Raw genomic sequence first — 25,487 nt, 5'->3', positions numbered from 1 at the left:
GCCTCCTCCGCCGGAGCGGGCGGGCGGCGCGGGCCGGTCCGGCGCGAAGGGCGCGAAGGGTCCGGGAGCCGCCCGGCACCCCGGCGTCCTCAGTTCAGCATCGCCCGCGCCGCCCGGGCCTGCCCCCGCACCCGGTCCGCGGTCGGCGGATCCACCGCGGTCACGACGTCCGCGTACGCGTCCAGTTCCGCCGCACCCGCGAGGAAGTCGCCGCGCTGCACCAGGAGTTGGGCCCGTTCGTAACGCAGCCGGGCGGGGTGCGAGGGCATCAGCAGACACAACTCGACGGCCCACAGGGCCACGTCCGACCGCTCCGGCCGCACGGCCGCCCACGCCCGGACGTTGTTCAGGACCCGCACGACCACGTCGAGCGGATCGGCGGGACCCAGCATCGACGGCCGCAGGGGCGCACCGGTGGCCCCCTGCACGAGCAGCTCGGCGTCCGGGCCGCTCAGCACCCGGCCGCCGTCGAAGGGATCGGCGAGCACCTGCTGCTCGGGCGGTCCGAAGCCCACCACGAAGTGCCCGGGCAGGGCGACCCCGTACACCGGCGCCCCGGCCCTCCTGGCCACCTCCACCCACACCACCGACAGCAGGATGGGCAGTCCCCGGCGCCGCCGCAGCACCTGGTGCAGCAGTGACGACTCGAGCCGCTGGTAGTCGCCGGGCGAGCCCCGGAACCCGCAGCGCTCACCGAGCAGTTCGGCCAGCGCCGTCGCCCAGGACCCCGGTCCGCCGGGCCGGAACGGCACCTGTCCGGCCAACTCGTCCAACTCGATCTGTGCCGCGTCGATCCCCGCCTCGTCCAGCTCCCCGTCCGCGGCGGCCCCCACCAGCAGACACAGCAGCGCCAGGTCGGGCCGCTCGGACCGTGCCTCCTCGGCGAACAGCCGCCGCACCTCGGCGGCACGCTCCGGCTCCGGCGGACGAGGGGAACCCATCGCGGCCTCGCCCCCCGTCACGCCGACGCGGAGCGGTCGCCACCGGCCACCGGCGGGGCACCGCGCGAAGGGTCGCCGCCGGAGCCCTGTGCGGATCCGCGGGCGTCGTCGGCTCCGGTCCCGGTGGGCCGGCCGGGCTCGTCCGGCGTCCGTGGTGCGCGGTAGTGGTGGTACGCGTGATGCGGGGCGAAGCCCAGACCGGCGTACATCGCCCGCGCCCCCGTGTTGTCCGACTCCACCTGGAGCCAGGCCGCCGAGGCGCCCTCGTCCAGGGCCCGGCCGGCCAGCGCGGCCATGACGGCGGTGGCCAGACCCCGCCGACGCTGCGCCGGATCGACCTCGACGGCCGCGAAACCGGCCCACCGCCCGTCCACGACGCACCGCCCGATCGCGGCCGGCGCCTCACCGGCCGCGCCCGGAACCGTCGCGAACCACACCGAGGGTCCGCCTCCCAGCACCTTCAGGGCGACGTCGCTCAGCCCCTTGCGCTGATAGCGGCCCAGCCACGCGGCGTCCGCCGTGCGGGACAGGACGACGTCGGGAGCCGCACGGTCGGCGAGGGGGGCCAGCGGGCCGATCCACAGCTCGGCCGTCACCTCACGCGTCCAGCCGCGCGCCTCCAGCTCCGCGCACAGCACCTCCTGCGTGCCCTCCGCGCCGGTGGCGGTCTGCACATAGGCGGGCAGCCCACGGGCCGCGTACCAGCCGCGTACGCGGGTCAGCGCCTCGTCCAGCGGGACGCCGGGCCCGTCGAGGGGCAGCACGGAGTTGGCGCGCCGGGTGAAGCCGGAGGCCGCCCGCAGCTCCCAGCCGCCGAGCCGTTCGCTCTCCACCGGCCGCCAGGCGCGCGCGGCGACCCGCGCCAGCTCCTCGTACGAGGCCGCCGGCCCGCGCCGACGCGCCGGGGCGGCCGGTACGACCTTGCCCGCCACCAGCGCGGACTCCGGAATCCGGACACTTTCCCCGCCGCGTCGTGTGATCAGCAGCACGCCGCCGTCCCATGATGTGAGAACGCCTACCGTGTCGCTGAACTTCTCACCCGCACCACCATCTTCGATCAACTGCCGAACAGAGACGCGTTTGCCCACGTCAGCAGTGGTGATATGGACCTTGAGCCGTCCGGCCGCAGAGATTTCCACAGGTCAGTTCACCCCTCCTGTTCGGATCATGCCCCGGAACGGAGATACTAGGTGCGGGCATCGACGACGCCGCGCTCCCGCGCGCCAGGCGGCGGAGCCTACGGAGGCCCGCCAGCGCCCTATCGAGGAGGAACGACAGCGTGACCTACGTCATCGCGCAGCCTTGTGTCGACGTCAAGGACAAGGCGTGCATCGAGGAGTGCCCGGTCGACTGCATCTACGAGGGCTCCCGGTCCTTGTACATCCACCCGGACGAATGCGTCGACTGCGGAGCCTGTGAGCCGGTGTGCCCGGTCGAGGCGATCTTCTACGAAGACGACACTCCGGAAGAGTGGAAGGACTACTACAAGGCGAACGTCGAGTTCTTCGATGAGCTCGGCTCGCCCGGCGGCGCCAGCAAGCTCGGTCTGATCGAGCGCGACCACCCCTTCATCGCAGCGCTGCCGCCGCAGAACCAGTAAGCGGCCCGCACACGCGCCGCCTCGGTCCCGTACGGCCTCACCGCCGTACGGGACCGAGGCGTTTGCCGTGGCAGTCCGTGACCGTCACACGTACGGGTGGTCGTCCGTACGAGAAAGTGAGCCCGATCCCGTGTCCGCAGTCTCCGACCGGCTTCCCACCTTCCCCTGGGACAAGCTGGAGCCCTACAAGGCGACCGCCGCAGCTCACCCGGGCGGCATCGTCGACCTCTCCGTCGGCACTCCGGTCGACCCGGTGCCCGAGCTGATCCAGAAAGCTCTGGTCGCGGCCGCGGACTCGCCGGGCTACCCCACGGTGTGGGGCACGCCCGAACTGCGGGACGCGCTCACGGGCTGGGTGGAGCGACGCCTCGGGGCCCGCGGGGTCACCCACCACCACGTGCTGCCGATCGTCGGCTCCAAGGAACTGGTCGCCTGGCTCCCGACCCAGCTGGGCCTCGGCCCCGGCGACAGGGTGGCGTACCCGCGCCTGGCGTACCCGACGTACGAGGTCGGCGCGCGCCTGGCCCGCGCGGACCACGTCGCCTACGAGGACCCCACCGAGCTGGACCCCACGCACCTCAAGCTCCTGTGGCTGAACTCCCCGTCGAACCCGACCGGCAGGGTGCTCTCCGCGGCGGAACTCACCCGGATCGTCGCCTGGGCCCGCGAGCACGGCGTCCTCGTCTTCTCCGACGAGTGCTACCTCGAACTGGGCTGGGAGGCCGACCCGGTCTCGGTCCTGCACCCGGACGTGTGCGGCGGCTCGTACGAGGGGATCGTCGCGGTCCACTCGCTCTCGAAGCGCTCGAACCTGGCCGGCTACCGCGCCGCGTTCCTCGCCGGTGACCCCGCCGTCCTCGGTGAGCTCCTGGAGATCCGCAAGCACGGCGGCATGATGACGTCGGCGCCGACCCAGGCCGCCGTGGTCGCCGCCCTGTCGGACGACACCCATGTGCGCGAACAGCGTGAGCGCTACGCCGCCCGCCGTGTCGCCCTGCGTGAGGCCCTGGTGCGCCACGGCTTCCGCATCGAGCACAGCGAGGCGAGCCTGTACCTGTGGGCGACGCGTGACGAGTCCTGCTGGGACACCGTGGCCCATCTGGCGCGGCTCGGCATTCTCGTCGCCCCGGGCGACTTCTACGGCCCGGCGGGCGACAGGTTCGTCCGTGTGGCGCTGACGGCGACGGACGAGCGGGTCGCCGCGGCGGTGGACCGCCTCTAGGGCGTGTGCCGGGCGTCGCGAGGCAGGCGGGGCTTTCGCCACACGCCCCAGGGCGTGCCGGGCGTCGCCAGGCACGCGCGACCTCGCGGACACCGCGTAGCGCCGCGGCAGGCACGCGGGCAGCGGCCGCGCACACGGATACGGATACGGATACGGCGGAGGGACCCGGGAGGTTTCCCGGGTCCCTCCGCCGTACCGCGGTCGTACGGACCGTGGCGTCAGCCGAGCGGCAGGCCCTTCAGAGGCAGCTGTCCCGTCGGCAGGCCGCCCTTGGTCACGGCGTCGGTCGGCAGGCCGCCGCCCGTCGCCGTCTTCGTGGTGTCACCGAGCAGACTCCCGGCCTGCCCGGCGGTGTCCCCGGCCACCTTCTGCGCGGCCGGCGTGGCCGTCCTGGCGACCTTGCCGCCGGTCCTGCCCGCGGCCGGCACGGCCTTCTTGACCGCCTTGCCACCGGCCGTGCCCGCCAGCCCGGTGACGTTCTGCGTCGCACCGTCGACCGTGCTGCCGACGTGCGCCCCGTCCAGGGCGGTGAGGCCGCCGAGGTCGGGAGTGGCCGGCAGTGCGGTCGCCGCGCCGGCGGAGCCGGCCGCACCGACCACGGGCGCCGCTCCCGCCGCGATGAGCAGCGCGGCACGGGCGATCCGACGGGTCAGGGGGAGGGACATGATGCTCCTTAGACGGGAGAGAACGGTGAAGTGCCCGATCGCGCCCCGGGGTTGAAGGACGGCCCCCGACCGGCCGGCTGCCGGTCGAGCCGTGATCGTTCCGGGCTCGGACGCAGTGACTACCGCTCGAAACCCGCGAAGGTTGCGGTGGCCCGACGCAAAGAATTGGCAATGCGTCGCATAATCGGCTGTGGATAAAAACGGGCAAAGGGCAACCGGGCGGATAGTCTGCTGAATCCTTACGGCCCTTTGTCCGCAAGGGATCCGACGGATTCGGGCACGCTCTCGCGAAAACCCGCTCATCCCGGTGCCCGGCGCCGCCGCGCGTCCCTCTGGAGAGTGAGCCCCCGTACTACTGAGCGGTGACGATACGGACCTCGGAGGCGGCTTCCTTCGCGGCCGGGGCGCCCTGGGCGCCGGACCTGAGCCACTCGCCCTCCCTGCGCCCGGCCGTCCACTCCCGTCCCGCGTAGGAGACCCGCTCGATGTGCAGCGCCGAGGAGTTGGCCACGGCCCAGTGCGCCAGCTCCCAGCCGCGCACCCCGGTCCCGGCGGCGTCCTTGCGCACCGGCACGGTGACGGTCCGCGCGGACACGGTCGACGACGGGGAACCCGATGCCGGTGCCGACGCCGATCCGGACGCCGCCGAGGGCGAGGACGACGACGCGTCGGCCGGCGCGGAGTCGCCCTGGCCGGAGATGTCGGCGCCCGCCTCCTGGAGCACCTCGTGCCCGAAGTCGCGTACGAGAGCGGCCCGCACCGAGTCCGGGCCGCCGGCCGGCGTCGCCCCGGGGCGCCCCTCGCAGGTCAGGGTGGCCGCCGCGCGCCCGGTCAGGGCCGCGGCCAGCAGTGTGGCGTCCGGCTCGTGCTTCGCGTACGCCTGCGGAAAGCCGCTGCGCTGCACACGCTGCGCGGCGACGGTGAGCGGCAGCCGTGTGTAGTCCGGCACCTTGGCCAGGTGCTCGTAGAACACGCCGGCCGCGTACGCCGGGTCCATGATCTGTTTCGTCGTGCCCCAGCCCTGCGAGGGCCGTTGCTGGAACAGGCCGAGCGAGTCCCGGTCGCCGTGCTGGATGTTGCGCAGATTCGATTCCTGGAGCGCGGTCGCCAGGGCGATGGCCACCGCGCGCTCGGGCAGGCGGCGGGAGGTGCCGACCGCCGAGATCGTCGCCGCGTTCACCGCCTGCTCGGGTGTGAACTCGTACGACGCGTCGTCGCCCTTGCCCGAGACGACCCGGCAGCGCGGCGCACCGGCCCCTCCCGTGAGGTACTGCACGGCGAGATAGCCCGCGAGCGCGAACAGGACCGCGACGGCCGCTCCGAAACGAAGGAGGCGGCCGCGCCGGGCGGGAGTGGGGGACGGCTCTGGCACGACGTACAAGGTACTGGAGGACTCTGTTGACGGCGTGTGAGGTTGTGGACAACCGTGGTGCGAACCGCGGCGCCCGGTGCCGACGGGACGGGGCGCTAGGGTCGGAGGCATGGCCGACACCCCACTTGACCTCACACTGGACGCCGCCGAGCTCACCGCCCGGCTCGTCGACTTCCCCTCCGAGAGCGGCAGCGAGAAGCCCCTCGCGGACGCCATCGAAGGCGCCCTGCGGGCCCTGCCGCACCTCACGGTCGACCGTTACGGCAACAATGTCGTGGCGCGGACGAATCTGGGGCGGTCCGAGCGTGTGATCCTCGCCGGTCACATCGACACCGTGCCCATCGCGGGCAACGTGCCCTCCCGGCTCGACGAGGACGGCGTCCTGTGGGGCTGCGGCACCTGCGACATGAAGTCGGGTGTGGCGGTGCAGCTGAGGATCGCGGCCACGGTCCCCGCCCCCAACCGCGACCTCACCTTCGTCTTCTACGACAACGAAGAGGTCGCCGCCCACCTGAACGGCCTGAAGCATGTGGCGGAGGCCCACCCCGACTGGCTGGAGGGCGACTTCGCGATCCTCCTGGAGCCGACGGACGGGGAGGTCGAGGGCGGCTGTCAGGGCACGCTCAGGATGTTCCTGAAAACCACGGGGGAGCGGGCGCACTCCGCGCGTGCCTGGATGGGTTCCAACGCGATCCACGCGGCGGCCCCGATCCTGGCGAAGCTCGCCGCGTACGAGCCGCGCACGCCGGTCGTGGACGGCCTCCGCTTCCACGAGGGCCTCAACGCCGTCCGTATCGAGGGCGGCGTGGCCACCAACGTCATCCCCGACGCCTGCACCGTCGTCGTCAACTTCCGCTACGCGCCGGACCGCACGGAGGCGGAGGCGGAGGCCTTCGTCCGCGACTACTTCGCGGACTGCGGCGTGGACGAGTTCGTCGTCGACGACCACACCGGCGGGGCGCGCCCCGGCCTGACCCACCCCGCGGCCGCGGCCTTCATGGCGGCCGTCGGCGGCGAGGCCCGCCCCAAGTTCGGCTGGACGGACGTCGCCCGCTTCAGCGCGCTCGGGGTGCCCGCGGTGAACTACGGACCCGGGGCCCCGCTGCTCGCGCACAAGGAGGACGAGCGGGTACGGGCCTCGGCCGTCCCCGAGGCCGAGGAGCGGCTGCGGGCCTGGCTGGCCTCCTGACGCGCGGGCACACCGCCGCGGTGCGCGGCGGACATGCGCATGTCCCCCCTCCGTAACCCCCTGAGATCTACGCTGGGGCTGAACAATTGCAAGCGGAGGGAGCGCACATGGCTACTGGCAACCCCGAGGGCAAGAAGCGGCCACCGGAGGAGCAGCGGCTGGGTCCGGTGCTGCGCAGGCGGGGCCAGGTCCAGTCGAGCACCACGGACCAGCGACTGCTGGACGCCGGCGGGCCCTCGGACTGGGTGCACACCGACCCCTGGCGGGTCCTGCGCATCCAGTCGGAATTCATCGAAGGCTTCGGCACGCTCGCCGAACTCCCCGCCGCGATCAGTGTGTTCGGCTCCGCCCGGACGCCGGTGGACTCTCCCGAGTACGAGGCGGGCGTCGCGCTCGGGCGGGGGCTGGTCGAAGCCGGGTTCGCCGTCATCACGGGGGGCGGGCCCGGGGCGATGGAGGCCGCCAACAAGGGCGCGTGCGAGGCCAAGGGCATCTCCGTCGGCCTCGGCATCGAACTTCCCTTCGAGCAGGGATTGAATCAGTATGTCGATATCGGGCTGAACTTCCGATATTTCTTCGTCCGAAAAATGATGTTTGTTAAATATGCCCAAGGGTTCGTGGTGCTGCCCGGTGGGCTCGGCACCCTCGACGAACTCTTCGAGGCCCTCACCCTCGTCCAGACCCAGAAGGTGACCCGCTTCCCGATCGTCCTCTTCGGGACGGCGTACTGGGGCGGTCTCGTCGACTGGCTCAAGAACACCCTCATCGCCCAGGGCAAGGCCTCCGAGAAGGATCTCCTCCTGTTCCACCTCACGGACGAGGTGGAGGAGGCGGTGGCGCTGGTGTCGAAGGAGGCGGGCCGCTGACCCCGGGGTTCCGCGCCCCCGCCGCCCCTACCTGACCCATCCCTCGGGGGCGGAGCCCCGGGACGGGACCGGCGGGGGCGGCTACGCCAGGCCGCGGCGGGCGACCGCCGGCGGCCGGTGGCCCGCGATCGACGCCACCATGTCGAGCACCTGCCGCGTCTCCGTGACCTCGTGCACGCGATACACCTGCGCCCCCAGCCACGCCGAGACGGCGGTCGTCGCCAGCGTCCCCACCACCCGCTCCTTGACCGGCCTGTCGAGCGTCTCGCCGACGAAGTCCTTGTTCGAGAGCGAGACGAGCACCGGCCAGCCCGTCGCGACCATCTCGCCCAGCCTCCGCGTCGCCTCGAGACTGTGCCGCGTGTTCTTCCCGAAGTCGTGCCCCGGATCGATCAGCACGGACTCCCGCGCGACCCCCAGCGACACGGCCCGCTCGGCCAGCCCGACGGTCACCCCCAGGATGTCGGCCATGACGTCGTCGTACGCGATCCGGTGCGGACGCGTCCGCGGCTCCGCACCTCCGGCGTGCGTGCACACCAGCCCCACCCCGTACCGCGCGGCGACCTCCGCGAGCCGCGGATCCACCCCGCCCCACGCGTCGTTGAGCAGATCCGCCCCCGCCTCGCAGACCGCCTCGCCGACCTCGTGCCGCCAGGTGTCGACGCTGATGATCACTTCGGGGAAGCGGCGTCGGACCTCGGCGACGAAGCCGACCGTACGACGCGCCTCCTCCTCGGCGGTGACCTCCTCGCCGGGACCGGCCTTGACCCCGCCGATGTCGATGATCGCGGCACCCTCGGCGATCGCCTGTTCCACCCGGGCGAGCGCCGGCTCGTCGTGGAAGGTGGCTCCCTGGTCGTAGAAGGAGTCCGGGGTCCGGTTCACGATGGCCATGATCACCGGCTCGTGCGGGTCGAATTCGTGCTTGCCCAGCCTGAGCATCCCCTGTGACCTCTCCCTGTGAATCCCGCTGCTTAGCCGCCTGCGACCTTAACTGTCAGACTCGCATGGCACGATCGGAGTCCGACGGTTCCGCCGTCAGTAAGCTTCAGTACTTTCGCGCCGACGCGACCGCGTCGGCACCAGAGCGTGGGGACCTCAGCGATGTTCATGTTCTTGTTCCTGGTCGTCGCGCTCGCCGTCGTGGTCGCCGCGGTGACACTGGCCGTGGTGGGCGGCGGCGAGAGCGCGCCCCTGCCCGAGGCGGTGCCCGACCGGCTGGACGATCCGCTGCCCGCCGCCCGGCCGGTGAACCGCGCGGACGTGGAGTCCCTGCGGTTCCCGCTCGCCGCCCGCGGCTACCGCATGTCGGACGTGGACGACGCCCTCGGCCGCCTCGGCGCCGAGCTCGCGGAGCGCGACGCCCGGATCGCCGACCTCGAGTCCGCGCTCGCCGGAGCCCGCGCGGACACCGCCCGGCCCACCTCCCTGCACAAGCACGTCGAGGGCGAGGAGCGTTGAGCGACGCCGTCGCCGGTCCCGACGGCGCCCTGCGCTGCCCCTGGGCGCTGTCCACCGAGGACTACGTGTCCTACCACGACGAGGAGTGGGGCCGCCCGGTCCACGGCGACGACGCGCTGTACGAGCGGCTCTGCCTGGAGGCCTTCCAGTCGGGCCTGTCCTGGATCACCATCCTGCGCCGCAGGCCGGGCTTCCGGGCCGCCTTCGCCGGCTTCGAGATCGCCTCGGTGGCCGCCTTCACGGACGCCGACCAGGAGCGTCTCCTCGGCGACGCCGGCATCATCCGCAACCGCGCGAAGATCGAGGCGACCGTCGCCAACGCGCGCGTGCTGAGCGGCTGGGCGCCCGGCGAGCTCGACGAGCTGATCTGGTCGTTCGCGCCCGCCCCGGACACCCGCCCGGCCCCGGAGAAGCTGTCCGACGTCCCGGCCGTCACCGACGAGTCGACCGCCCTCTCCAAGACCCTCAAGAAACGCGGCATCCGTTTCGTGGGCCCGACGACCGCGTACGCCCTGATGCAGGCGTGCGGCCTGGTCGACGACCACCTGGTGGACTGCGTCGCGCGCAAGGGCACCCACTGAGGGCTTCGAGGGGCACCCACTGAGGGCTCCGGGGGAGCGGCGCGGCCGACACAGCCGGTCCGCCGCCCCCCACGGCCCGTCACCGCCCCAAGTACTTGGGCTTCTCCTTGTTGACGAACGCCTGCACCGCGATCAGATGGTCCTCGGACGCCCCCGCCCGCGCCTGCAGCTCGTCCTCCTTCTCCAGCGTCTCGTCCAGAGAGTGGGTCAGGCCGTAGGCCACGGCCTCCTTCAGCGCGGCGTACGCGACCGTCGGCCCCGCGGCCAGTGCCCGCGCCACCTTCTCCGCCTCCGCGCGCAATTCGGCGGCGGGCACCAGCCGGTTCGCGATACCCAGCTCGTACGCCTCCTGCGCGGTGATGCTGCGCGGGAAGAGCAGCAGGTCGGCGGCGCGGCCCGGGCCCACGACCCGCGGCAGCGTCCAGGAGATCCCGGAGTCGGCGGTCAGCGCGACCCCGGCGAACGACGTGTTGAAGGCGGCCGTGTCGGCGACGATCCGGTAGTCAGCGGCGAGCGCGAAACCGAGACCCGCCCCGGCCGCGACACCGTTGACCGCGGCCACCACGGGCTTCGCGGCGCCGGTCAGGGCGCGCACGATCGGGTTGTAGTGCTCGCGCACGGTGCTCATCGTGTGCCTCGAGCCGGACTCCTTGTCGGCGGCCAGCAGCCCGATGTGCTCCTTGAGGTCCTGCCCGACACAGAACGCCCGGTCACCGGCCGCGGTGAGCAGGATCGCCCGCACCTCCGGGTCCGCCGCGGCCTGCTGCGCCGCGTCCCGCAGGGCGACCTTCGTACCGGTGTCCATCGCGTTCATCGCCCCGGGGCGGTTCAGCGTGATCGTCGCGAGTCCGTCGCTCACCTCGTAGAGCACGGTGTCGGCCATGATGGGTCCCCTCGGTGTCGCGGCTCCGTCGTACCCGTCGGTACGCCCTGCGTCCGAGGACAGCATGCAGGACGACGAAGCGGAGATCACGGTCCGAGGGACGGACGGGACATGTGACCTGCGTCAAAGAATTCCGAGCCGTGAAAGTCCATGCGGCGGCGCAGTATCGCAGCCACATCGCCGAATTGAGTGGTTTTGCTCAAGCGCGTTGCGCAAGCGATGCCGACTGATGTTGGTCATCGGGTCCTGAGATGCGGGATAATGGCCTGGAAGCAATGTGTTCGATGCCGGTGACGTGTGTCCTATGAGAGGACGTGCGTGCCCTCCAAGGGGCCGTCGGCGACGATGAGCTGGTTTCAGGAAGGGGAACGAGCATGGCGGCCATGAAGCCGCGGACGGGCGATGGCCCGCTCGAGGTGACAAAGGAGGGGCGGGGCATCGTCATGCGCGTTCCGCTCGAAGGCGGCGGTCGGCTCGTCGTCGAGCTGACGCCTGACGAGGCCGACGCGCTCGGCGACGCCCTCAAGAAGGTCGTCGGCTGACGCGGAAGCGACCATACCTTTTCACCTGCCCCGGCATCGTAAACGGTGCCGGGGCAGTGGTGTGTCAAGGGCGTTCCGGCGACGCGCCCTTTTGGTAGCAGTGCAGGTCAGCGCAGGTCAGGGCAGGTTCGCAGCGAGTCAGGGCGGGTCGGTGCGGGTGGCCCGGTGGTGCGGATCAGCGCTTGACGGCGCACAGCAGGCCGTCGCCGACCGGGAGCAGTGAGGGCACCAGGTCCTGGCTCTCGCGCACCGCGCGCAGCAGTTCGCGCAGCCGGCCGACCTCCGCCGGCTGCGGGCCCGAGTCCATGGTGCGGCCGTCCGCGAACACGCCCTCGAAGGCGACGAGCCCGCCCGGCCGCAGCAGGCGCAACGATTCAGCGAGATAGTCCAGGCACTCCAGGCGGTCGCCGTCGCAGAAGACGAGGTCGTAGCCGGCGTCCGCGAGCCGGGGGAGCACGTCCAGCGCGCGGCCGGGGATGAAGCGCGCGCGGTTGCTCGCGAAGCCCGCCGCACGGAAGGCCTGGCGGGCGAACTGCTGGCGGTCCGGCTCCGGGTCCACCGTGGTCAGTACCCCGTCCGGCCGCATGCCGTGCAGCAGATGAATTCCGGAGACGCCGGTCCCGGTCCCGATCTCCGCCACCGCTTTCGCGTCCACCGTGGCGGCGAGCAGGCGCAGCGCGGCGCCCGTGCCGGGCGACACCGAGCGCAGGCCTGCCTCGCGGGCCCGGTCGCGGGCCCAGCGCAGCGCCTCGTCCTCGGCGACAAAGGCGTCGGCGAACGCCCAGCTCGTCTGCCGGTTGCCGGTAATGACCCTCTCCTGTCCCCGTGGTTGCCTGGGCGTGACTGTATCCGTTGGTGCCGGGAACCTGCTGATGGGACCGGGCGTTTAGAGGGATGGGGAAACAGAGCGGGGGGAAGCGCATGGACCGGGTCACGGAGCGGGAGGCGGAGCGAGGTGCCGAGCACGTGCTGACACAGCCATATGAGCGCGTATCAATTTCGCGTAAAACCGCTTATCCGGAGCTAACGGGCGAGGTGGCTATGGTGGGGGCTCCACTGGACACCACCAGAGCCGACAGGGGAGGTGCGGCTGCGCCTGTGGATCGGGGACGGGTGCTGCGGCGCCTGCTGCGATCAGCGGGTGAGCCGAAATCCGTGACCGACATCGCTGACACGTTCCATGCTGCTGCCCCCGCGCAGACCGCGACGTTCACCACCGACGCGGAGTCGCAGGCGTGGACTCCGCCCACCTGGGAGGAGATCGTCAGCACGCACAGCGGCCGGGTCTACCGGCTCGCCTACCGCCTGACGGGAAACCAGCACGACGCCGAGGACCTCACCCAGGAGGTCTTCGTCCGTGTCTTCCGCTCGCTGTCGACCTATACGCCCGGCACCTTCGAGGGCTGGCTGCACCGCATCACCACCAACCTCTTCCTCGACATGGTCCGGCGCAAGCAGCGCATCCGCTTCGACGCCCTCGGCGACGACGCGGCCGAGCGCCTGCCCAGCCGTGAGCCCTCCCCGCAGCAGGTCTTCAACGACGCGCACTTCGACGCGGACGTCCAGCAGGCGCTGGACACTCTCGCGCCCGAGTTCCGCGCCGCCGTCGTCCTCTGCGACATCGAGGGACTGTCGTACGAGGAGATCGCCGCGACCCTGGGCGTCAAGCTCGGTACGGTCCGCAGCCGGATCCACCGTGGCCGCTCGCAGCTGCGCAAGGCCCTCTCGCACCGGTCTCCCGAGGCCCGTGCCGAGCGCCGCGGCTTCGCGATCACGGGAGTTCCCGCGCTGGGAGGAGGGGGCGCGACCGCGTGAGTGGATCCCGGCCTGACTCTGCGGAGCGGCTCGTTGCCGACCAGCATCTTGGGGACCGACTGTCCGCCCTCGTGGACGGAGAGCTCGGTCATGAGTCGCGCGAGCGCGTCCTGGCCCACCTCGCCACCTGTGCGAAGTGCAAGGCCGAGGCGGACGCCCAGCGCCGACTGAAGAACGTCTTCGCGGAAGTCGCCCCTCCGCCCCCCTCCGAGAGCTTCCTGGCCCGTCTCCAGGGACTGCCGGGGGGAGGTGACTTCGACGGCGGTGATGGCTCACCGCTCGGCGGGGGAGCATTCGGCGGAAGAATCCCCTCCGGATCCGGGGTGAGCGGAGTCTTCGGCGTGCGCGGCGAGCCCTTCGGCTACGTGCCCGCCGGACCGCACGCCGACGTACTGCCCCCTTCCGCCGGACGCGGCTTCCGTATCCATGACGTCAGCCGTCACGAGGCCGAGAGATCCTCCTCGCGCGGGCTGCGCTTCGCCTTCGCGGCGGCCGGCGCGGTGTCGCTGGCGGCGGTCGCGCTCGGCGGGGTGTCGACCGGTGTGCCCGGTGACACCGCGGACGCGCGCGGCGGCTCCGGCGGTAGCAATGTGACACCGATGCGCGCCCCGGGCTCCGGGGCGGCGACGGCTCCCGAGACACAGCGCCGTCGCTCCACGGGACCGCTGCTCGCCCAGGGCCAGCGTGCCTTCGGCGGCGCCCCGGTGCAGCCCACCGAGGTGTCCGCGCCGCTGCTGCCCGGAGTGCCCGCTCCGGCGCCCCAGGGCCAGGACATGATGCACACGCTGACGACCCCCGTGGTGGCCGGCGCCGCCGCGATGTCCCCGCTGATACGTCCGCTCACCGAGGTACAGCCGGCCGTGTCGGCCTCCTGGTCGATGGCGCCCGACGTCGCGACTCCGGGTCTGCTCGCCGCCCCCGTTCCGGCAGCGTCCCCCTCTTCCTCTCCGTTCCTCTCCTCCCGTACCGCCCGCTGACCCACTCTCTGCGCCGCGGCCCCGGAACCTGATTGAATCCGGGGTGGGGCGCGTCCGCCGGAGGGATTCCCGGACGCGGATGTCGGCAATCTGCGGTGACCGTCGGCGAGCTGTGCCGCGGGCCGGGTGTGGGGAGAACATGAACGAGGGGAAGCCCCCGAAGGCGAAGTGGTGGAGCCGGCCCCGGCCGGTACCTCCGGTGGTCGGCGAGGTGAGCTCGGCGGATGTTCGTCCGCCCGGGAGCGACGTCGTCCCCGACGGCGGCTTCGGGCGTGACGGCGACTTCGGGTCTGACGTCGGCTTCGAGCGTGACGGCGACTACGGGTCTGACGGCGACTTCGAGCTGGAACCTCCTGCGTCCGCGCCCGCGCCCACGGCCGACGCACCGGATGCCGGGACGTTCGCCGGAGTGTCCGCCACCGCACCCGCGGCCCCGGATCCCACCGACCGTCCCAGGCCCCTGCACGACCCGGACCCCTACAGCACCCCGCCGTACGGCGAGCCCGGCCCCTGGGCACCCGCCCCGCCGGTCCAGCACCCGGCGATCACATCCGCGCACGGCACCCCGACCCCGGCACCCGCGCCGGCGCACGGACCGGCGGCTCCCACGGGCGCCGCCGCGCAGGGAACGCCCGCCGCCGCGGCCCCGCCCGCGTCCCCCGCGCCCACGCCCACACACGGCGTCCCCGCGCAGCCGGTCACCCCCGCGCAGGGAACACCCGCCCCCATGTACGGCGCACCCACCCCCGAGGGCACCTCCGCGTACGAAACGCCGGCCGCGGCGGGCGGTACGGGCGGTGCCCCGTACGAGATACCGACCCCCGCGGCCGGTGCCCCGTACGAGATACCGACCCCTGCGGCCGGTACCGCATCCGAAAGACCGACCCCCGCGGCCGGTACCGCGTACGAATCGCCGACCCCCACATACGAGACACCGACCCCTCCGGGCGCCTCCACGTACGGCGCCCCCGCCCCCCTGGGCGGCGGCTCGCTCGGCGCGTCCGCCCCGGTGGCCGTCTCCGGGGACGGGACGGGTGTCCCGGCGGGAACCCCGGTCCCGGGGGCCTCCCTGCCCCCAGGGGCCCCTCCAGTCCCGTACACGAGCGATTCCCGTCCCGCTCCGGACCCCTGGCAGAACTACGACCCCTGGGCCGCTCCCGGGCCCCTCCAGCAGAACGGCGCGGCGTTCGGGACGCGGCCGCGGCGACGGGCGAGGAGGGCGCTGGTCCTCGGGGCCGTGCTGATCGCCGTCGTCTCGGGGGGCGTCGGCGGTGCCGTGGGTGCCTATCTGGAGCACAACGGCGGGACGGGGGACATCGAGCTTCCCCAGGCCGCGAAGGAGGCCCCCGGAAGGCCCGCGGACAGCGTCGCGGGGATAGCCGCCCGCGCCCTGCCCGGCGTCGTCACGCTGCATGTGCGCGGCACCGACCAGGAGGACACCGGCACCGGTTTCGTGCTCGACACCCGGGGCCACATCCTCACCAACAACCACGTGGTCGAACCGGCCGGCACGCGTGGCGAGATCACCGTGACCTTCAGCGGCGGCGAGAGCGCCAAGGCCACCGTCGTCGGGCACGACAGCGGATACGACCTCGCCGTGGTCGAGGTGTCCGGGGTCGGCGGACTGCGGCCGCTGTCGCTGGGCAACTCCGACAGCGTCTAGGTCGGCGACCCCGTCGTCGCCATCGGCGCACCCTTCGACCTCGCCAACACCGTCACCTCCGGGATCATCAGCGCCAAGGAGCGGCCCATCACGGCCGGCGGCAAGAAGGGCGACGGCAGCGACGTCTCGTACGTGGACGCCCTGCAGACCGACGCGCCCATCAACCCCGGCAACTCCGGCGGACCCCTGCTCGACTCCCGGGCGCGCGTCATCGGCATCAACAGCGCCATCCGCTCCGCCGACGGAGCCACCGACCCGGAGGCGGGCCAGGCCGGTTCCATCGGGCTCGGTTTCGCCATCCCCGTCAACCAGGCCAGACGCGTCGCCGAGGAGCTGATCAACACGGGCCGGGCGACCCACCCCGTGATCGGCGTGACGCTCGACATGGACTACACCGGCGACGGCGCCCGGGTCGGCACGAAGACGAGCGGCGGCTCACCGGTCACCCCGGGCGGGCCCGGCGCCCGGGCGGGGATCAGGGCGGGCGACGTCATCACCGAGGTCGACGGGCTGCCCGTGCACTCGGGGGAGGAGCTGATCGTGCGGACCCGCGCCCACCGCCCCGGCGACCGGCTGCTGCTGACCCTGCGGCGGGACGGTGCCCGCGAGCAGATCACCCTGGTCCTCGGCTCGGCCGACGGCGGCTGACCGCCGCTGACTGACCGCGGCCCACCTCGACGGGCGGCGAGGGACGGCGCGCGGCATGTTCGCCCGGGAGGGGCCCGCACCCCGGCCCGTGCGGCAAACATCCGGGAAAACTCGACGTGTACACGGACCCGGAGGCCCCGGCACAGTTCCGGACGGACGGGATCGCCGGGTACCGTGGACCCGGCCCGGACCACGGAGGAACCGCCGAGGGCCGAGGACCGAAGGACATCGCAAGGAGCTTCAGGTGTTCAATGACATAGGACCGCTCGAGCTGGTGGCGCTCGTTGTCCTCGCCGTGCTCGTCTTCGGTCCGGACAAGCTCCCGAAGATGATCCAGGACGTCACGCGCACCATCCGCAAGATCCGTGAGTTCTCGGAGACCGCCAAGGCGGACATCCGTGAGGAACTCGGCCCGGAGTTCAAGGACTTCGAGTTCGAGGACCTCAACCCCAAGACGTTCCTGCGCAAGCAGCTGGACAACGACGAGCTGGGGCTCAAGGAGATCCGCAACGGCTTCGACCTGAAGAAGGAGATGGCCGAGGTCACGGACGCGGTGCACAACCGCGAATCCGAGTCGGCGAGCTCCGGTTCGGCCGGCTCGACCGTGGACATGACCAAGAAGCCCGAGAAGTCCGGCCCGGAGGAGCGACCGCCCTTCGACGCCGACGCCACCTGAGCCGTACCCCGATCGGGGTAGGTCAGGGGCCCGGGGCCGTGTGACACGGCCGGAAATCGACGGCGGGCGCGACCCACGCGACGGGTGCTTTCCCTGCTGCTCGGAGCGGTGTGGCTATGCTGCCCAGTTGTTGTGCGGACTGCTGAGGACGCCCGAGGGGGGCGGGCCGCCTGGTCCGACGAGAGCAAGGAGGCGTCCGGCAGATGGAGACGACAAGTCGGGTAGGCGCGCAGGCACCGGCCACGGAGGGCGGACAACCGGCCCCCTTCGCCCGGCGCACGGTCGACGGCTACCTGCTGGCGCCCTTCCCGTGGTACGGCCTCGACGAGGCCTTCACGGGACCGCGCTGGCTGATGCAGGTGGGCATGTCGGCGGACGGCGCCGTCGAGCACGGTTCGATCGGGCACGGCGAGGAGCCCTCGGTGCGCAGCGAGTCGACCGAGGACAAGGAGCGCTTCGCGGTCGTGGTGACCGTCGCGGCGAGCCCCTCGCGCCGCAGCGCGGACGGTACGGGGCTGCTGGAGGCCACCTCGGTGTCCTCGGCGGCCTGGCTGGCAGGTGTGGGCCTGCTGTCCTTCACCTGGCCCGGCCAGATGGACCACACCCTGCGGGACGACTGGCTGGACCAGCAGACCGAGACGGCGTGGGTCCTCGCGGACGATCTCGACGGGTCGGACTGGTCCTCGCTGTCCCTCCCCGTGGACGGCGTGCCCACGCCGTTCCACTACCGCGAGTCCGAGTTCGGCTGGGTGCTCGCGGGGTCGACCCAGGAGGGCGTGCACGTGGGTGCGTACGGGCGGGGCATGAGCGCGTACGGGCTGGGCTTCGCCGTGATCAAGGACATCGCCGCCTACGCGTGAGTGCTCCGCGGGGTGACCGGTCGGGGGCTGCGGGGCGGTTCTTCGGCCGGGGGGTCGGACGTGGCCGGTCGCGCAGTTCCCCGCGCCCCGAGGGGCGGGGTTCTCCGCGCTGAGGCCGCGCGGATCCTCCGGGCCCGACACGGCGGGCAGCTCTCCGCGCTCCTGGCGGTGCGGGCCCGTCACGGCGCAGATCTCCGCGCTCCTGGCGGTGCGGGCCCGTCACGGCGCAGATCTCCGCGCTCCTGACGGTGCGGGCCCGTCACGGCGCAGATCTCCGCGCTCCTGGCGGTGCGGGCCCGTCACGGCGCAGATCTCCGCGCTCCTGACGGTGCGCCGTTTCCCGCGCCGCCGTCGTGGCCGGTCGCGCAGTTCCCCGCGCCCCTGAGGGGCGCGGGTTCTCGCGTTTCTGAAGGCTGACAGTTCCGCGCGCTCCCGACGGGGCGCGCGGATCCCTCGCGCTCCTGACGGCGCGGGGGCGCGTTCGCGGCGGTGGGCTAGAACTTGTTCCGCGGGGTGATGCCGAGGGACATGCCCGACAGGCCGCGCTGTCGGCCGCCCAGCTTGCCGGCGATGGCGCGCAGGGCCGAGCCGGCCGGGGACGAGGGATCCGTCAGGACGACCGGCCTGCCGTCGTCGCCACCCTCGCGCAGGCGGACGTCGATGGGGATGGAGCCGAGCACCGGGACGCTCGCGCCGGTGGTGCGGGTCAGGCCGTCCGCGACCGTCTGCCCGCCGCCGGTGCCGAAGACGTCGACCATCTCGCCGCAGTGCGGGCACGGCAGGCCCGACATGTTCTCGACGACGCCCACGATCTTCTGGTGGGTCTGGACGGCGATGGAGCCCGCGCGCTCGGCGACCTCGGCCGCCGCCTGCTGCGGGGTGGTGACGACGAGGATCTCGGCGTTCGGCACCAGCTGGGCGACGGAGATCGCGATGTCGCCGGTGCCCGGCGGGAGGTCGAGCAGGAGGACGTCCAGGTCGCCCCAGTACACGTCCGCCAGGAACTGCTGGAGGGCGCGGTGGAGCATCGGGCCGCGCCACACGACCGGGGCGTTGCCCGGGGTGAACATGCCGATGGAGATGACCTTCACGCCGTGCGCCGACGGCGGCATGATCATGTTCTCGACCTGGGTCGGACGGCCGTCGACGCCGAGCATCCGGGGCACGGAGTGGCCGTAGATGTCCGCGTCGACCACGCCGACCTTGAGACCGTCGGCCGCCATCGCCGCCGCCAGGTTCACCGTCACCGAGGACTTGCCGACGCCGCCCTTGCCGGAGGCGACCGCGTACACGCGGGTGAGTGAGCCCGGCTTGGCGAAGGGGACCTCGCGCTCGGCCTGCCCGCCGCGCAGCGCGCCCGCCAGCTCGCGGCGCTGTTCGTCGCTCATGACGTCCAGGGTCACGTCGACGCGGGTGACGCCCTCGACCGCCGAGACCGCCTTTGTCACGTTCTCGGTGATGGTCTCGCGCATCGGGCAGCCGGAGACGGTCAGATACACGGTGACCGCGACCGCGCCATCCGCACCGATGTCCACCGATTTGACCATCCCCAGTTCGGTGATGGGTCGCTGGATCTCGGGGTCGTTCACCGTCGCCAGTGCTTCGCGCACCGCGTCTTCCGTAGCCATAGGGACGATGGTACGGCGCCCGGGCCGGGGCCCGGAAAGACCCGTCAGCGGTCGCCTGTGTCACGTCCGGGCGACCGTTCCGCCGGGAATACGACATGGCTGTCGGAATGGTCCTCCTCCAGTGCCCTGACCAGGTCCTCGAGTTCGGAGCGGATCCAGTCGCGGGTGGCCACCTCGCCGAGGCCGATGCGCAGGGCGGCGATCTCGCGCGTGAGGTACTCGGTGTCCGCGATCGACCGCTCGTTCTGCTTGCGGTCCTGTTCGAGGTTGACCCGGTCGCGGTCGTCCTGACGGTTCTGCGCGAGCAGGATCAGGGGGGCGGCGTACGAGGCCTGCAGCGACAGCATCAGGGTCAGGAAGATGAACGGGTAGTTGTCGAACCGCAGGTCACGGGGAGCGCTGACGTTCCACACCACCCACAGGATGATGACGACCGTCATCCAGACGATGAAGCGCCCGGTGCCGAGGAAGCGGGCGATCCGCTCCGACAGCCGTCCGAAGGCCTCCGGGTCCCACTCGGGCAGCAGTCTGCGGCGTGGCGGCATCGGCTGGTCGAGACGGCTGCGCGGCCGGGTGGTCGCGGTGGCGCCCGTGACGGCCCGTTCACGGGTCTCGCGGTCAGGCGTCATGGCTCCCCCCTGCGGGCTCGTCCTCGTGCAGGTGGAACTCCGTCTCGCGCCAGTCCTCGGGCAGCAGGTGGTCCAGCACGTCGTCCACGGTCACCGCGCCGAGCAGCGAGCCGCTCTCGTCGACCACCGGCGCGGCGACCATGTCGTAGGTGGCGAAGAAGCCCGCGACGACCGGCAGCGCCGCGTCCGGCGCCAAGGGCTGCAGATCGTCGTCGAGGAGCGAGCTGACCAGCGTGTACGGCGGGTCGCGCAGCAGCCGCTGGAAGTGCGCGGTGCCCAGGTACTTGCCGGTCGGTGTCTCGTCCGGGGGACGGCACACGTACACCTGGGCGGCGAGCGCGGGGGACAGGTCGGAGTTGCGGACCCGGGCGAGCGCCTCGGCGACCGTGGAGTCGGGCCGCAGCACGATGGGCTCGGTCGTCATCAGACCGCCCGCGGTGCGCTCCTCGTACGCCATCAGCCGCCGTACGTCGGCCGCGTCGTCGGGCCGCATCAGCGTCAGCAGCCGCTCCACGTCCTCCTCCGGCAGTTCGGCGAGCAGGTCGGCCGCGTCGTCGGGGTCCATCGCCTCCAGGACGTCCGCGGCGCGCTCCTCCTTGAGCTTGCCGAGGATCTCGATCTGGTCGTCCTCGGGGAGTTCCTCCAGGACGTCGGCGAGGCGGTCGTCGTCGAGTGCGGCGGCCACCTCGCCGCGCCGCTTCGGGGAGAGGTGGTGCAGCACGTTGGCGAGGTCGGCGGCGCGCAACTGCTCGAAGGTGGCGAGCAGGCTCTCGGCGCCCTGTCCGTGTTCCTCCAGCGAGAACCCGGTGACAGCGGACCAGTCGACGGTCAGGGTCTCGCCCCGGGTGCGCCGGAAGGTCCCGCTGCGGGCCCGGCGTACGAAGACCCGGCCGATCTCCCACTCCCGCCGGGCCGGCAACTGCTGGATCGACACGTCCAGGACGGTCACCTCCTCGTCCGTGTCGACGAGCCGTACCCTCCGGTCGAGCAGTTCGCCGAACACGAGCCGCTCGGTGGGCCGCTGTTCGAAGCGACGTACGTTCACCACGCCGGTGGTGATGACCTGGCCGGACTCGATACCGATCACGCGGGTCATGGGCAGGAAGATGCGCCGCCGGGTGGACAGCTCGACGACCAGCCCCAGGAGCCGGGGCGGGCGCCGCCCCACGCGCAGCATGGCGACCAGGTCCCGCACCCGTCCGACCTGGTCGCCGTTCGGGTCGAAGACGGCGACACCGGCGAGGTGCGAGACGAAGATCCGGGGGGCGCCTGCGGCCATGCCCGCGCCTCCTTCTTTCCGTGCTGTCCCGGTGGGTGTTTCCCGTGCTGTCCCGGTACGTGCGTCAGGGTGGTGTCGCCGTACGCGTGCTTGGTCCCGCTCTGTCCGCTCGGGTGGGCTTCAGGCTAGCCCGTCCCGGTCGGATACGCCCTGGTGAGCGGTCCGGACGGACTGGCTCCGCCGGGCCGGGGCGGCACCGGTACGCTGCCGTACGCCGTGGTGGGCACCCCGTGTGGAACCCCCGCAGGGCGCCCCGGCACGGACACCCGCATGGACCCCCGTACGAAAGGCAGCCCACCTGTGACTGCGATTCTCCAGGGCCGTACCCGCAGGGCCGCACTGGTGGGCGCGATGTGCGCCCTGGTCGTGACGGGGACGGGACTGACGGGGTGCGGGAGCGAGGATCCGGACGCGGGCACGAACGGGGTGGGCAAGCTGCCCGCCGCCACGATCCAGTCGAAGTCCCGCACCGCGGCCACGTCCGCGGAGGCGGTCAGGCTCGCCGGAACCGTGGTGTCGAACGGACGCACGTACAAGTTCGACATGCGTCTGAAGGCGGACGGCGGCACCGGGTCGGTCACCTCGCAGGGCGCGAGCTTCAGGCTGCTGCGGGTGGGCGAACACCTCTTCCTCAAGGCCGGCGCCGAGTTCTGGAGCCATCAGGGCGACAAGAGCGGCTCCAGCTCGGCCGACACGGCCGCCGCCGACAAGCTCGGCGGCAAGTACGTGAAGGTGCCGACCGGCGACCCGGCCTACAAGCGTTTCATCAGCTTCACGGACAAGGACGTCCTTCTGGACGGCCTGCTGACCCTGCACGGCTCGCTCGCGACGGACGGCCACCACGAGCAGTCCGGCCTGCGCACCATCCGCATCACCGGTGACAAGGGAGCGGGCGGCACCCTCGACGTCTCACTGAAGGGGACGCCCTACCCCGTTCTCCTGGTCCGCGCGGGCGGCGCCGGCACCCTCCGCCTCACCGACTGGGGCAAGGGGTTCGCCCTCGCCGAACCGGCCAAGGACGAGACCGTCGACTACGGCAGGCAACTGCCGACCTCGTGACGTCGGCGCCGTGCCCGTCGGCCACCCGCGCCTCCCGGAGCCACCGTGGCCCCCTGGCCGCCTCGCGCCCATGGGCCGCCTCGCGCCTCGCGAAGCGGCCGGGAACCACGACAGGCGGCCGGGCCTACGACCGCTTGCGCTTCTTGAAGAGGAGACGGGGGACGGCCGCCGGGACGGGCTGCCGGGTCGTCGCCGGGGTCGGCGGGGGCGCGGCGGCCAGCGAGCCGTCCGGCAGCGGGAGCGTGCCGGCCAGGGGCTCCAGACGCAGCACCCGGCACTCGCGCGCCCAGCGGGCCGGCATCTCCTCACCGTCGGGCGCGTTCAGACGCTTGCCCTTGAGTTCCGCGACCGTCTCCTGCCACGCGTCGGTCTCGGGCGCGAGCTCGACCACCCGCGCCGTCCAGGCCACCACGCGCCCGCCCTTGTCCTTGCTGCGGACGGTGACCACGGCCGCGCCCCCGTCGCGGAGCCCGGGCAGCGGCTGCTCGCCGGGCCCGTCGCCGATCACACAGACAGCGCCGTCGTGCCACACGTGCCACAGGGCCTGGGCGGGGTCCTCGGGGCCCGGGGCGGTCGACGGCGTGCCGTCGCCACGCACCCAGACCAGCCCGGACTTCTTGGTGGCCTCCTCGATGAGGGCCCGATCGAGCAGCTGTTCCGTCATGGACTCACCCTAGCCAGCCGGCCGGCGGGAGGCACCGGCGTCAGAGCCATCCGTTGCGCTTCAGGATCCGGTGGATGGAGAGGCAGATGCCGACGGTGACGCCGAGCGTCAGGGGATAGCCGAACTTCCAGCGCAGCTCCGGCATGTAGTCGAAGTTCATGCCGTACACACCGCACACCATCGTCGGTACGGCGATGATCGCGGCCCAGGAGGTGATCTTGCGCATGTCCTCGTTCTGCGTGACGGACGCCTGCGCGAGGTTGGCCTGGAGGATCGAGTTGAGCAGCTCGTCGAAGCCGAGGACCTGCTCCTGCACCCGGGCGAGATGGTCGGCGACGTCGCGGAAGTACTTCTGGATGTCCGGGTCGACCAGCCGCATCGGCCGCTCGCTCAGCAGCTGCATCGGACGCAACAGCGGCGAGACCGCCCGCTTGAACTCCAGTACCTCGCGCTTGAGTTGGTAGATGCGGCCGGCGTCCGTGCCCCGCGGAGTGCCCTTTCGCCCGAGCGAGAACACCGCGGTCTCGACCTCGTCGATGTCGTCCTGCACGGCGTCCGCGACCGCGATGTACCCGTCGACGACATGGTCGGCGATCGCGTGCAGCACGGCCGAGGGGCCCTTGGCGAGCAGGTCCGGCTCGTCCTGCAGCCGGTGCCGCAGCGCCCGCAGCGAGCCCTGCCCGCCGTGCCGGACGGTGATGAAGAAGTCCCGGCCGGTGAAGCACATGACCTCGCCGGTCTCCACGACCTCGCTGGTGGCGGTGAGCTCGTCGTGCTCGACGTAGTGGATCGTCTTGAAGACCGTGAACAGGGAGTCGTCGTAGCGCTCCAGCTTGGGCCGCTGGTGCGCCTGGACGGCGTCCTCCACGGCCAGCGGGTGCAGCCCGAACTCGCTCGCGATGCCCGAGAACTCGGCCTCGGTGGGCTCGTGCAGGCCGATCCACACGAAGCCGCCGTCGCGGTGCACCAGGCGCATCGCCTCGTGCGGGGTGAGGGGCTCGCGGGTCTGGACGCGGGCGCCGTCGCGGTAGACCGCGCAGTCGACCACGGCGGAGTTGGTGCCGGGGGCGCGGGTGGTGTCGTACGAGCCGCCGTCCTTGCGCAGGGAGGGACGGGGACGGACCGCGGCACGGAGGTCACGGATCATCGACATGGCAGGCTCCTTCACAACTGGAGGCCGCCGGCGACGGTTGGAACTGCCCGGAATGGGGACGTCCTGACTGCGGATGTTTGGCACGTCCACAAAGCGGGGAGCACCGCACCGTCGCGGTGGCAGCTTCGCTACTGATTCAGATCAGACAGATCAGGCGGGAACGAAGCGCTCTTCCGTGGTGCAACGGACAACGCTGACACGTATGCACACGTTTGCGGGAGGCGGCAGCCGGCCGGGTAAGGAAACCAGCTACAGAATTCAGCGACCGGAAGAGCGGGTGGTACTGCACGGTCGACTTCGGTCCATTGCAGCCCCACCTCCTCCGGCCGGTCCCCCGTGAGGGACGATCCATCCCCCGTGGGGGAGCTGTCTCCCCGTGGGGGAGATCAGTCAGTCTCAGTGCGTCGGAGCTCGAGAGCGACGCTTCTGCGTGCTGCCCCGACCAGCGGCCAAGACTATCAGCGCACCGAAGCGTCAAGCCGCCGCTTTGCCCGTTGCTGACGAGTTCTATGCTCGGTTCATGGCTGATGTTCTTCCTCTGGTCGAGGCTCGGTTGCGTTCCGCGCTGGGCGAACCCGACGCGCGGGCCGCGGTCACCTTCCTCGGTACCGACCGTATCGAGGTGCTGCGCTTCACGGAGGGCGACGTCGTCCGCTACGCGACGCTCGGCATGTCCGCCCAGCCGATGGCGGACCCCACGGTGGTGCTCGCCGATCCGGTGAAGGGTCCGCGCGCCGAGCTGGTCCTCTCGGTGCGCGCGGGTGGCGCCGAGACCGACAAGGTGCTGCGCGCGCTCGCGGTGCTCGGCGCGTCCCCGCAGGTCGAGGGGCTGGTGGTGGCTCCCGGTGCCTCGCTCGACGTGGGCGGACCGCTCTGGCCCGGCGCACCCTTCACCTCCGTGCTGGTCGCGGAGTCCGGTGGCCTGGTCGAGGACCTGGAGCTGGACGCGCCCGCCGATCCCGTACGGTTCCTGCCGCTGCTCCCGATGACGCCGAACGAGGCCGCGTGGAAGCGGGTGCACGGCGCCGGGGCCCTCCAGGAGCGCTGGCTGAACGGCGGAACGGACCTGCGCGATCCGCTGCGCCGGTCCGTTCCGCTGGACTGAGACCAGGTC

Annotated in this window: 25 protein-coding genes and 1 pseudogene; 14 read left to right on the top strand and 12 right to left on the bottom strand. The window is 72.2% G+C overall.

What is annotated here, in order from left to right; genetic code table 11:
• Positions 1-89: 89 nt before the first annotated feature.
• Both OG199_RS16415 and OG199_RS16410 read right to left on the bottom strand, forming a co-directional pair.
• Positions 90-941, bottom strand: coding sequence for a transglutaminase-like domain-containing protein (locus tag OG199_RS16415; RefSeq protein WP_356802188.1), 852 nt, complete (start codon positions 939-941; stop codon positions 90-92).
• A 17-nt stretch (positions 942-958) separates the two neighbouring features.
• Complete coding sequence (locus OG199_RS16410; protein WP_405830049.1) at positions 959-2,080, bottom strand: GNAT family N-acetyltransferase; 1,122 nt, start codon at positions 2,078-2,080, stop codon at positions 959-961.
• Between the two features lie 140 nt (positions 2,081-2,220).
• On the opposite strand from OG199_RS16410, the gene fdxA reads away from it, so the two are divergent.
• Together fdxA and OG199_RS16400 are read left to right on the top strand one after the other, a co-directional pair.
• Positions 2,221-2,541, top strand: coding sequence for a ferredoxin (gene fdxA / locus OG199_RS16405; protein ID WP_018089397.1), 321 nt, complete (start codon positions 2,221-2,223; stop codon positions 2,539-2,541).
• A gap of 130 nt (positions 2,542-2,671) precedes the next feature.
• Positions 2,672-3,763 (top strand): bifunctional succinyldiaminopimelate transaminase/glutamate-prephenate aminotransferase, encoded by a 1,092-nt coding sequence (locus OG199_RS16400; protein ID WP_356802185.1) that lies wholly within the window; start codon positions 2,672-2,674, stop codon positions 3,761-3,763.
• A gap of 218 nt (positions 3,764-3,981) precedes the next feature.
• On the opposite strand, the gene OG199_RS16395 is transcribed toward OG199_RS16400, so the two are convergent.
• Both OG199_RS16395 and OG199_RS16390 read right to left on the bottom strand, forming a co-directional pair.
• Positions 3,982-4,428 (bottom strand): ATP-binding protein, encoded by a 447-nt coding sequence (locus tag OG199_RS16395; protein ID WP_356809448.1) that lies wholly within the window; start codon positions 4,426-4,428, stop codon positions 3,982-3,984.
• Positions 4,429-4,780: 352 nt separating this feature from the next.
• Positions 4,781-5,800, bottom strand: a complete 1,020-nt coding sequence (locus OG199_RS16390) for a heavy metal transporter (RefSeq protein WP_405830047.1) — start codon at positions 5,798-5,800, stop codon at positions 4,781-4,783.
• A 109-nt stretch (positions 5,801-5,909) separates the two neighbouring features.
• On the opposite strand from OG199_RS16390, the gene dapE reads away from it, so the two are divergent.
• Together dapE and OG199_RS16380 are read left to right on the top strand one after the other, a co-directional pair.
• Entirely contained in the window at positions 5,910-6,989 is a 1,080-nt protein-coding gene (gene dapE / locus OG199_RS16385; RefSeq protein ID WP_356809450.1) for a succinyl-diaminopimelate desuccinylase, read from the top strand.
• A 107-nt stretch (positions 6,990-7,096) separates the two neighbouring features.
• Positions 7,097-7,855: a TIGR00730 family Rossman fold protein gene (locus OG199_RS16380; RefSeq protein WP_356809451.1), complete on the top strand. Its 759-nt coding sequence runs from the start codon at positions 7,097-7,099 to the stop codon at positions 7,853-7,855.
• Between the two features lie 81 nt (positions 7,856-7,936).
• On the opposite strand, the gene folP is transcribed toward OG199_RS16380, so the two are convergent.
• Positions 7,937-8,797, bottom strand: coding sequence for a dihydropteroate synthase (gene folP, locus OG199_RS16375; RefSeq protein WP_405830045.1), 861 nt, complete (start codon positions 8,795-8,797; stop codon positions 7,937-7,939).
• Between the two features lie 162 nt (positions 8,798-8,959).
• On the opposite strand from folP, the gene OG199_RS16370 reads away from it, so the two are divergent.
• Both OG199_RS16370 and OG199_RS16365 read left to right on the top strand, forming a co-directional pair.
• A complete protein-coding gene (locus OG199_RS16370) occupies positions 8,960-9,316 on the top strand; it encodes a DivIVA domain-containing protein (RefSeq protein WP_356797106.1) in 357 nt (118 codons plus the stop codon).
• Complete coding sequence (locus OG199_RS16365) at positions 9,313-9,897, top strand: DNA-3-methyladenine glycosylase I (RefSeq protein WP_401799450.1); 585 nt, start codon at positions 9,313-9,315, stop codon at positions 9,895-9,897. Before OG199_RS16370 ends, OG199_RS16365 begins: the two co-directional genes overlap by 4 nt.
• Before the next feature lie 79 nt (positions 9,898-9,976).
• Here the strand turns inward: OG199_RS16365 and OG199_RS16360 are convergent, their stop codons facing one another.
• Positions 9,977-10,780 (bottom strand): enoyl-CoA hydratase-related protein, encoded by an 804-nt coding sequence (locus OG199_RS16360; RefSeq protein WP_356797102.1) that lies wholly within the window; start codon positions 10,778-10,780, stop codon positions 9,977-9,979.
• 374 nt (positions 10,781-11,154) lie between these two features.
• On the opposite strand from OG199_RS16360, the gene OG199_RS16355 reads away from it, so the two are divergent.
• Positions 11,155-11,322: a DUF3117 domain-containing protein gene (locus OG199_RS16355; protein ID WP_003966491.1), complete on the top strand. Its 168-nt coding sequence runs from the start codon at positions 11,155-11,157 to the stop codon at positions 11,320-11,322.
• Between the two features lie 175 nt (positions 11,323-11,497).
• Here OG199_RS16355 and OG199_RS16350 read toward each other — a convergent pair whose 3' ends face one another.
• Complete coding sequence (locus tag OG199_RS16350) at positions 11,498-12,196, bottom strand: O-methyltransferase (RefSeq protein ID WP_148010317.1); 699 nt, start codon at positions 12,194-12,196, stop codon at positions 11,498-11,500.
• Positions 12,197-12,435: 239 nt separating this feature from the next.
• Here OG199_RS16350 and sigE point away from each other — a divergent pair, with 239 nt between their 5' ends.
• From sigE to OG199_RS16325, 5 genes and pseudogenes are all read left to right on the top strand, one after another.
• Positions 12,436-13,137, top strand: a complete 702-nt coding sequence (gene sigE / locus OG199_RS16345) for an RNA polymerase sigma factor SigE (RefSeq protein WP_168530085.1) — start codon at positions 12,436-12,438, stop codon at positions 13,135-13,137.
• The gene (locus OG199_RS16340; protein WP_356797100.1) at positions 13,134-14,114 is read left to right on the top strand and encodes a zf-HC2 domain-containing protein; all 981 of its coding nucleotides are present in this window, start codon (positions 13,134-13,136) and stop codon (positions 14,112-14,114) included. Before sigE ends, OG199_RS16340 begins: the two co-directional genes overlap by 4 nt.
• Before the next feature lie 139 nt (positions 14,115-14,253).
• A pseudogene (locus OG199_RS16335) lies at positions 14,254-16,425 on the top strand (trypsin-like peptidase domain-containing protein).
• Between the two features lie 244 nt (positions 16,426-16,669).
• Positions 16,670-17,101: a sec-independent translocase gene (locus OG199_RS16330; protein WP_405830042.1), complete on the top strand. Its 432-nt coding sequence runs from the start codon at positions 16,670-16,672 to the stop codon at positions 17,099-17,101.
• Between the two features lie 203 nt (positions 17,102-17,304).
• Positions 17,305-17,961: a hypothetical protein gene (locus OG199_RS16325; RefSeq protein ID WP_356797096.1), complete on the top strand. Its 657-nt coding sequence runs from the start codon at positions 17,305-17,307 to the stop codon at positions 17,959-17,961.
• 494 nt (positions 17,962-18,455) lie between these two features.
• Here OG199_RS16325 and OG199_RS16320 read toward each other — a convergent pair whose 3' ends face one another.
• Genes OG199_RS16320 through OG199_RS16310 form a run of 3 tightly spaced genes read right to left on the bottom strand, consistent with a single transcriptional unit; the run spans position 18,456 to position 21,497 of the window.
• Complete coding sequence (locus tag OG199_RS16320; RefSeq protein WP_356797094.1) at positions 18,456-19,589, bottom strand: Mrp/NBP35 family ATP-binding protein; 1,134 nt, start codon at positions 19,587-19,589, stop codon at positions 18,456-18,458.
• Between the two features lie 44 nt (positions 19,590-19,633).
• Positions 19,634-20,218 carry a DUF1003 domain-containing protein gene (locus OG199_RS16315; RefSeq protein ID WP_266701203.1) on the bottom strand — a complete coding sequence of 195 codons (585 nt, stop codon included), beginning with the start codon at positions 20,216-20,218 and terminating at the stop codon, positions 19,634-19,636.
• The gene (locus OG199_RS16310) at positions 20,208-21,497 is read right to left on the bottom strand and encodes a magnesium transporter MgtE N-terminal domain-containing protein (RefSeq protein ID WP_356797091.1); all 1,290 of its coding nucleotides are present in this window, start codon (positions 21,495-21,497) and stop codon (positions 20,208-20,210) included. Before OG199_RS16310 ends, OG199_RS16315 begins: the two co-directional genes overlap by 11 nt.
• A 300-nt stretch (positions 21,498-21,797) precedes the next feature.
• Here OG199_RS16310 and OG199_RS16305 point away from each other — a divergent pair, with 300 nt between their 5' ends.
• On the top strand, positions 21,798-22,556 hold the full coding sequence (locus OG199_RS16305) for a hypothetical protein (protein ID WP_405830039.1): 759 nt from the start codon (positions 21,798-21,800) through the stop codon (positions 22,554-22,556).
• A gap of 124 nt (positions 22,557-22,680) precedes the next feature.
• On the opposite strand, the gene OG199_RS16300 is transcribed toward OG199_RS16305, so the two are convergent.
• Both OG199_RS16300 and OG199_RS16295 read right to left on the bottom strand, forming a co-directional pair.
• On the bottom strand, positions 22,681-23,220 hold the full coding sequence (locus tag OG199_RS16300) for a hypothetical protein (protein ID WP_405830038.1): 540 nt from the start codon (positions 23,218-23,220) through the stop codon (positions 22,681-22,683).
• 40 nt (positions 23,221-23,260) lie between these two features.
• Complete coding sequence (locus tag OG199_RS16295; RefSeq protein ID WP_356797087.1) at positions 23,261-24,373, bottom strand: magnesium and cobalt transport protein CorA; 1,113 nt, start codon at positions 24,371-24,373, stop codon at positions 23,261-23,263.
• A 520-nt stretch (positions 24,374-24,893) separates the two neighbouring features.
• On the opposite strand from OG199_RS16295, the gene OG199_RS16290 reads away from it, so the two are divergent.
• Complete coding sequence (locus OG199_RS16290) at positions 24,894-25,478, top strand: suppressor of fused domain protein (protein ID WP_153288765.1); 585 nt, start codon at positions 24,894-24,896, stop codon at positions 25,476-25,478.
• The last annotated feature ends 9 nt before the right edge of the window (positions 25,479-25,487 follow it).

This window comes from Streptomyces sp. NBC_01176 (assembly GCF_045039825.1).
In the GTDB taxonomy this organism is placed as follows: Bacteria; Actinomycetota; Actinomycetes; order Streptomycetales; family Streptomycetaceae; genus Streptomyces.
This window is presented reverse-complemented; position numbering and strand designations above follow the sequence as displayed.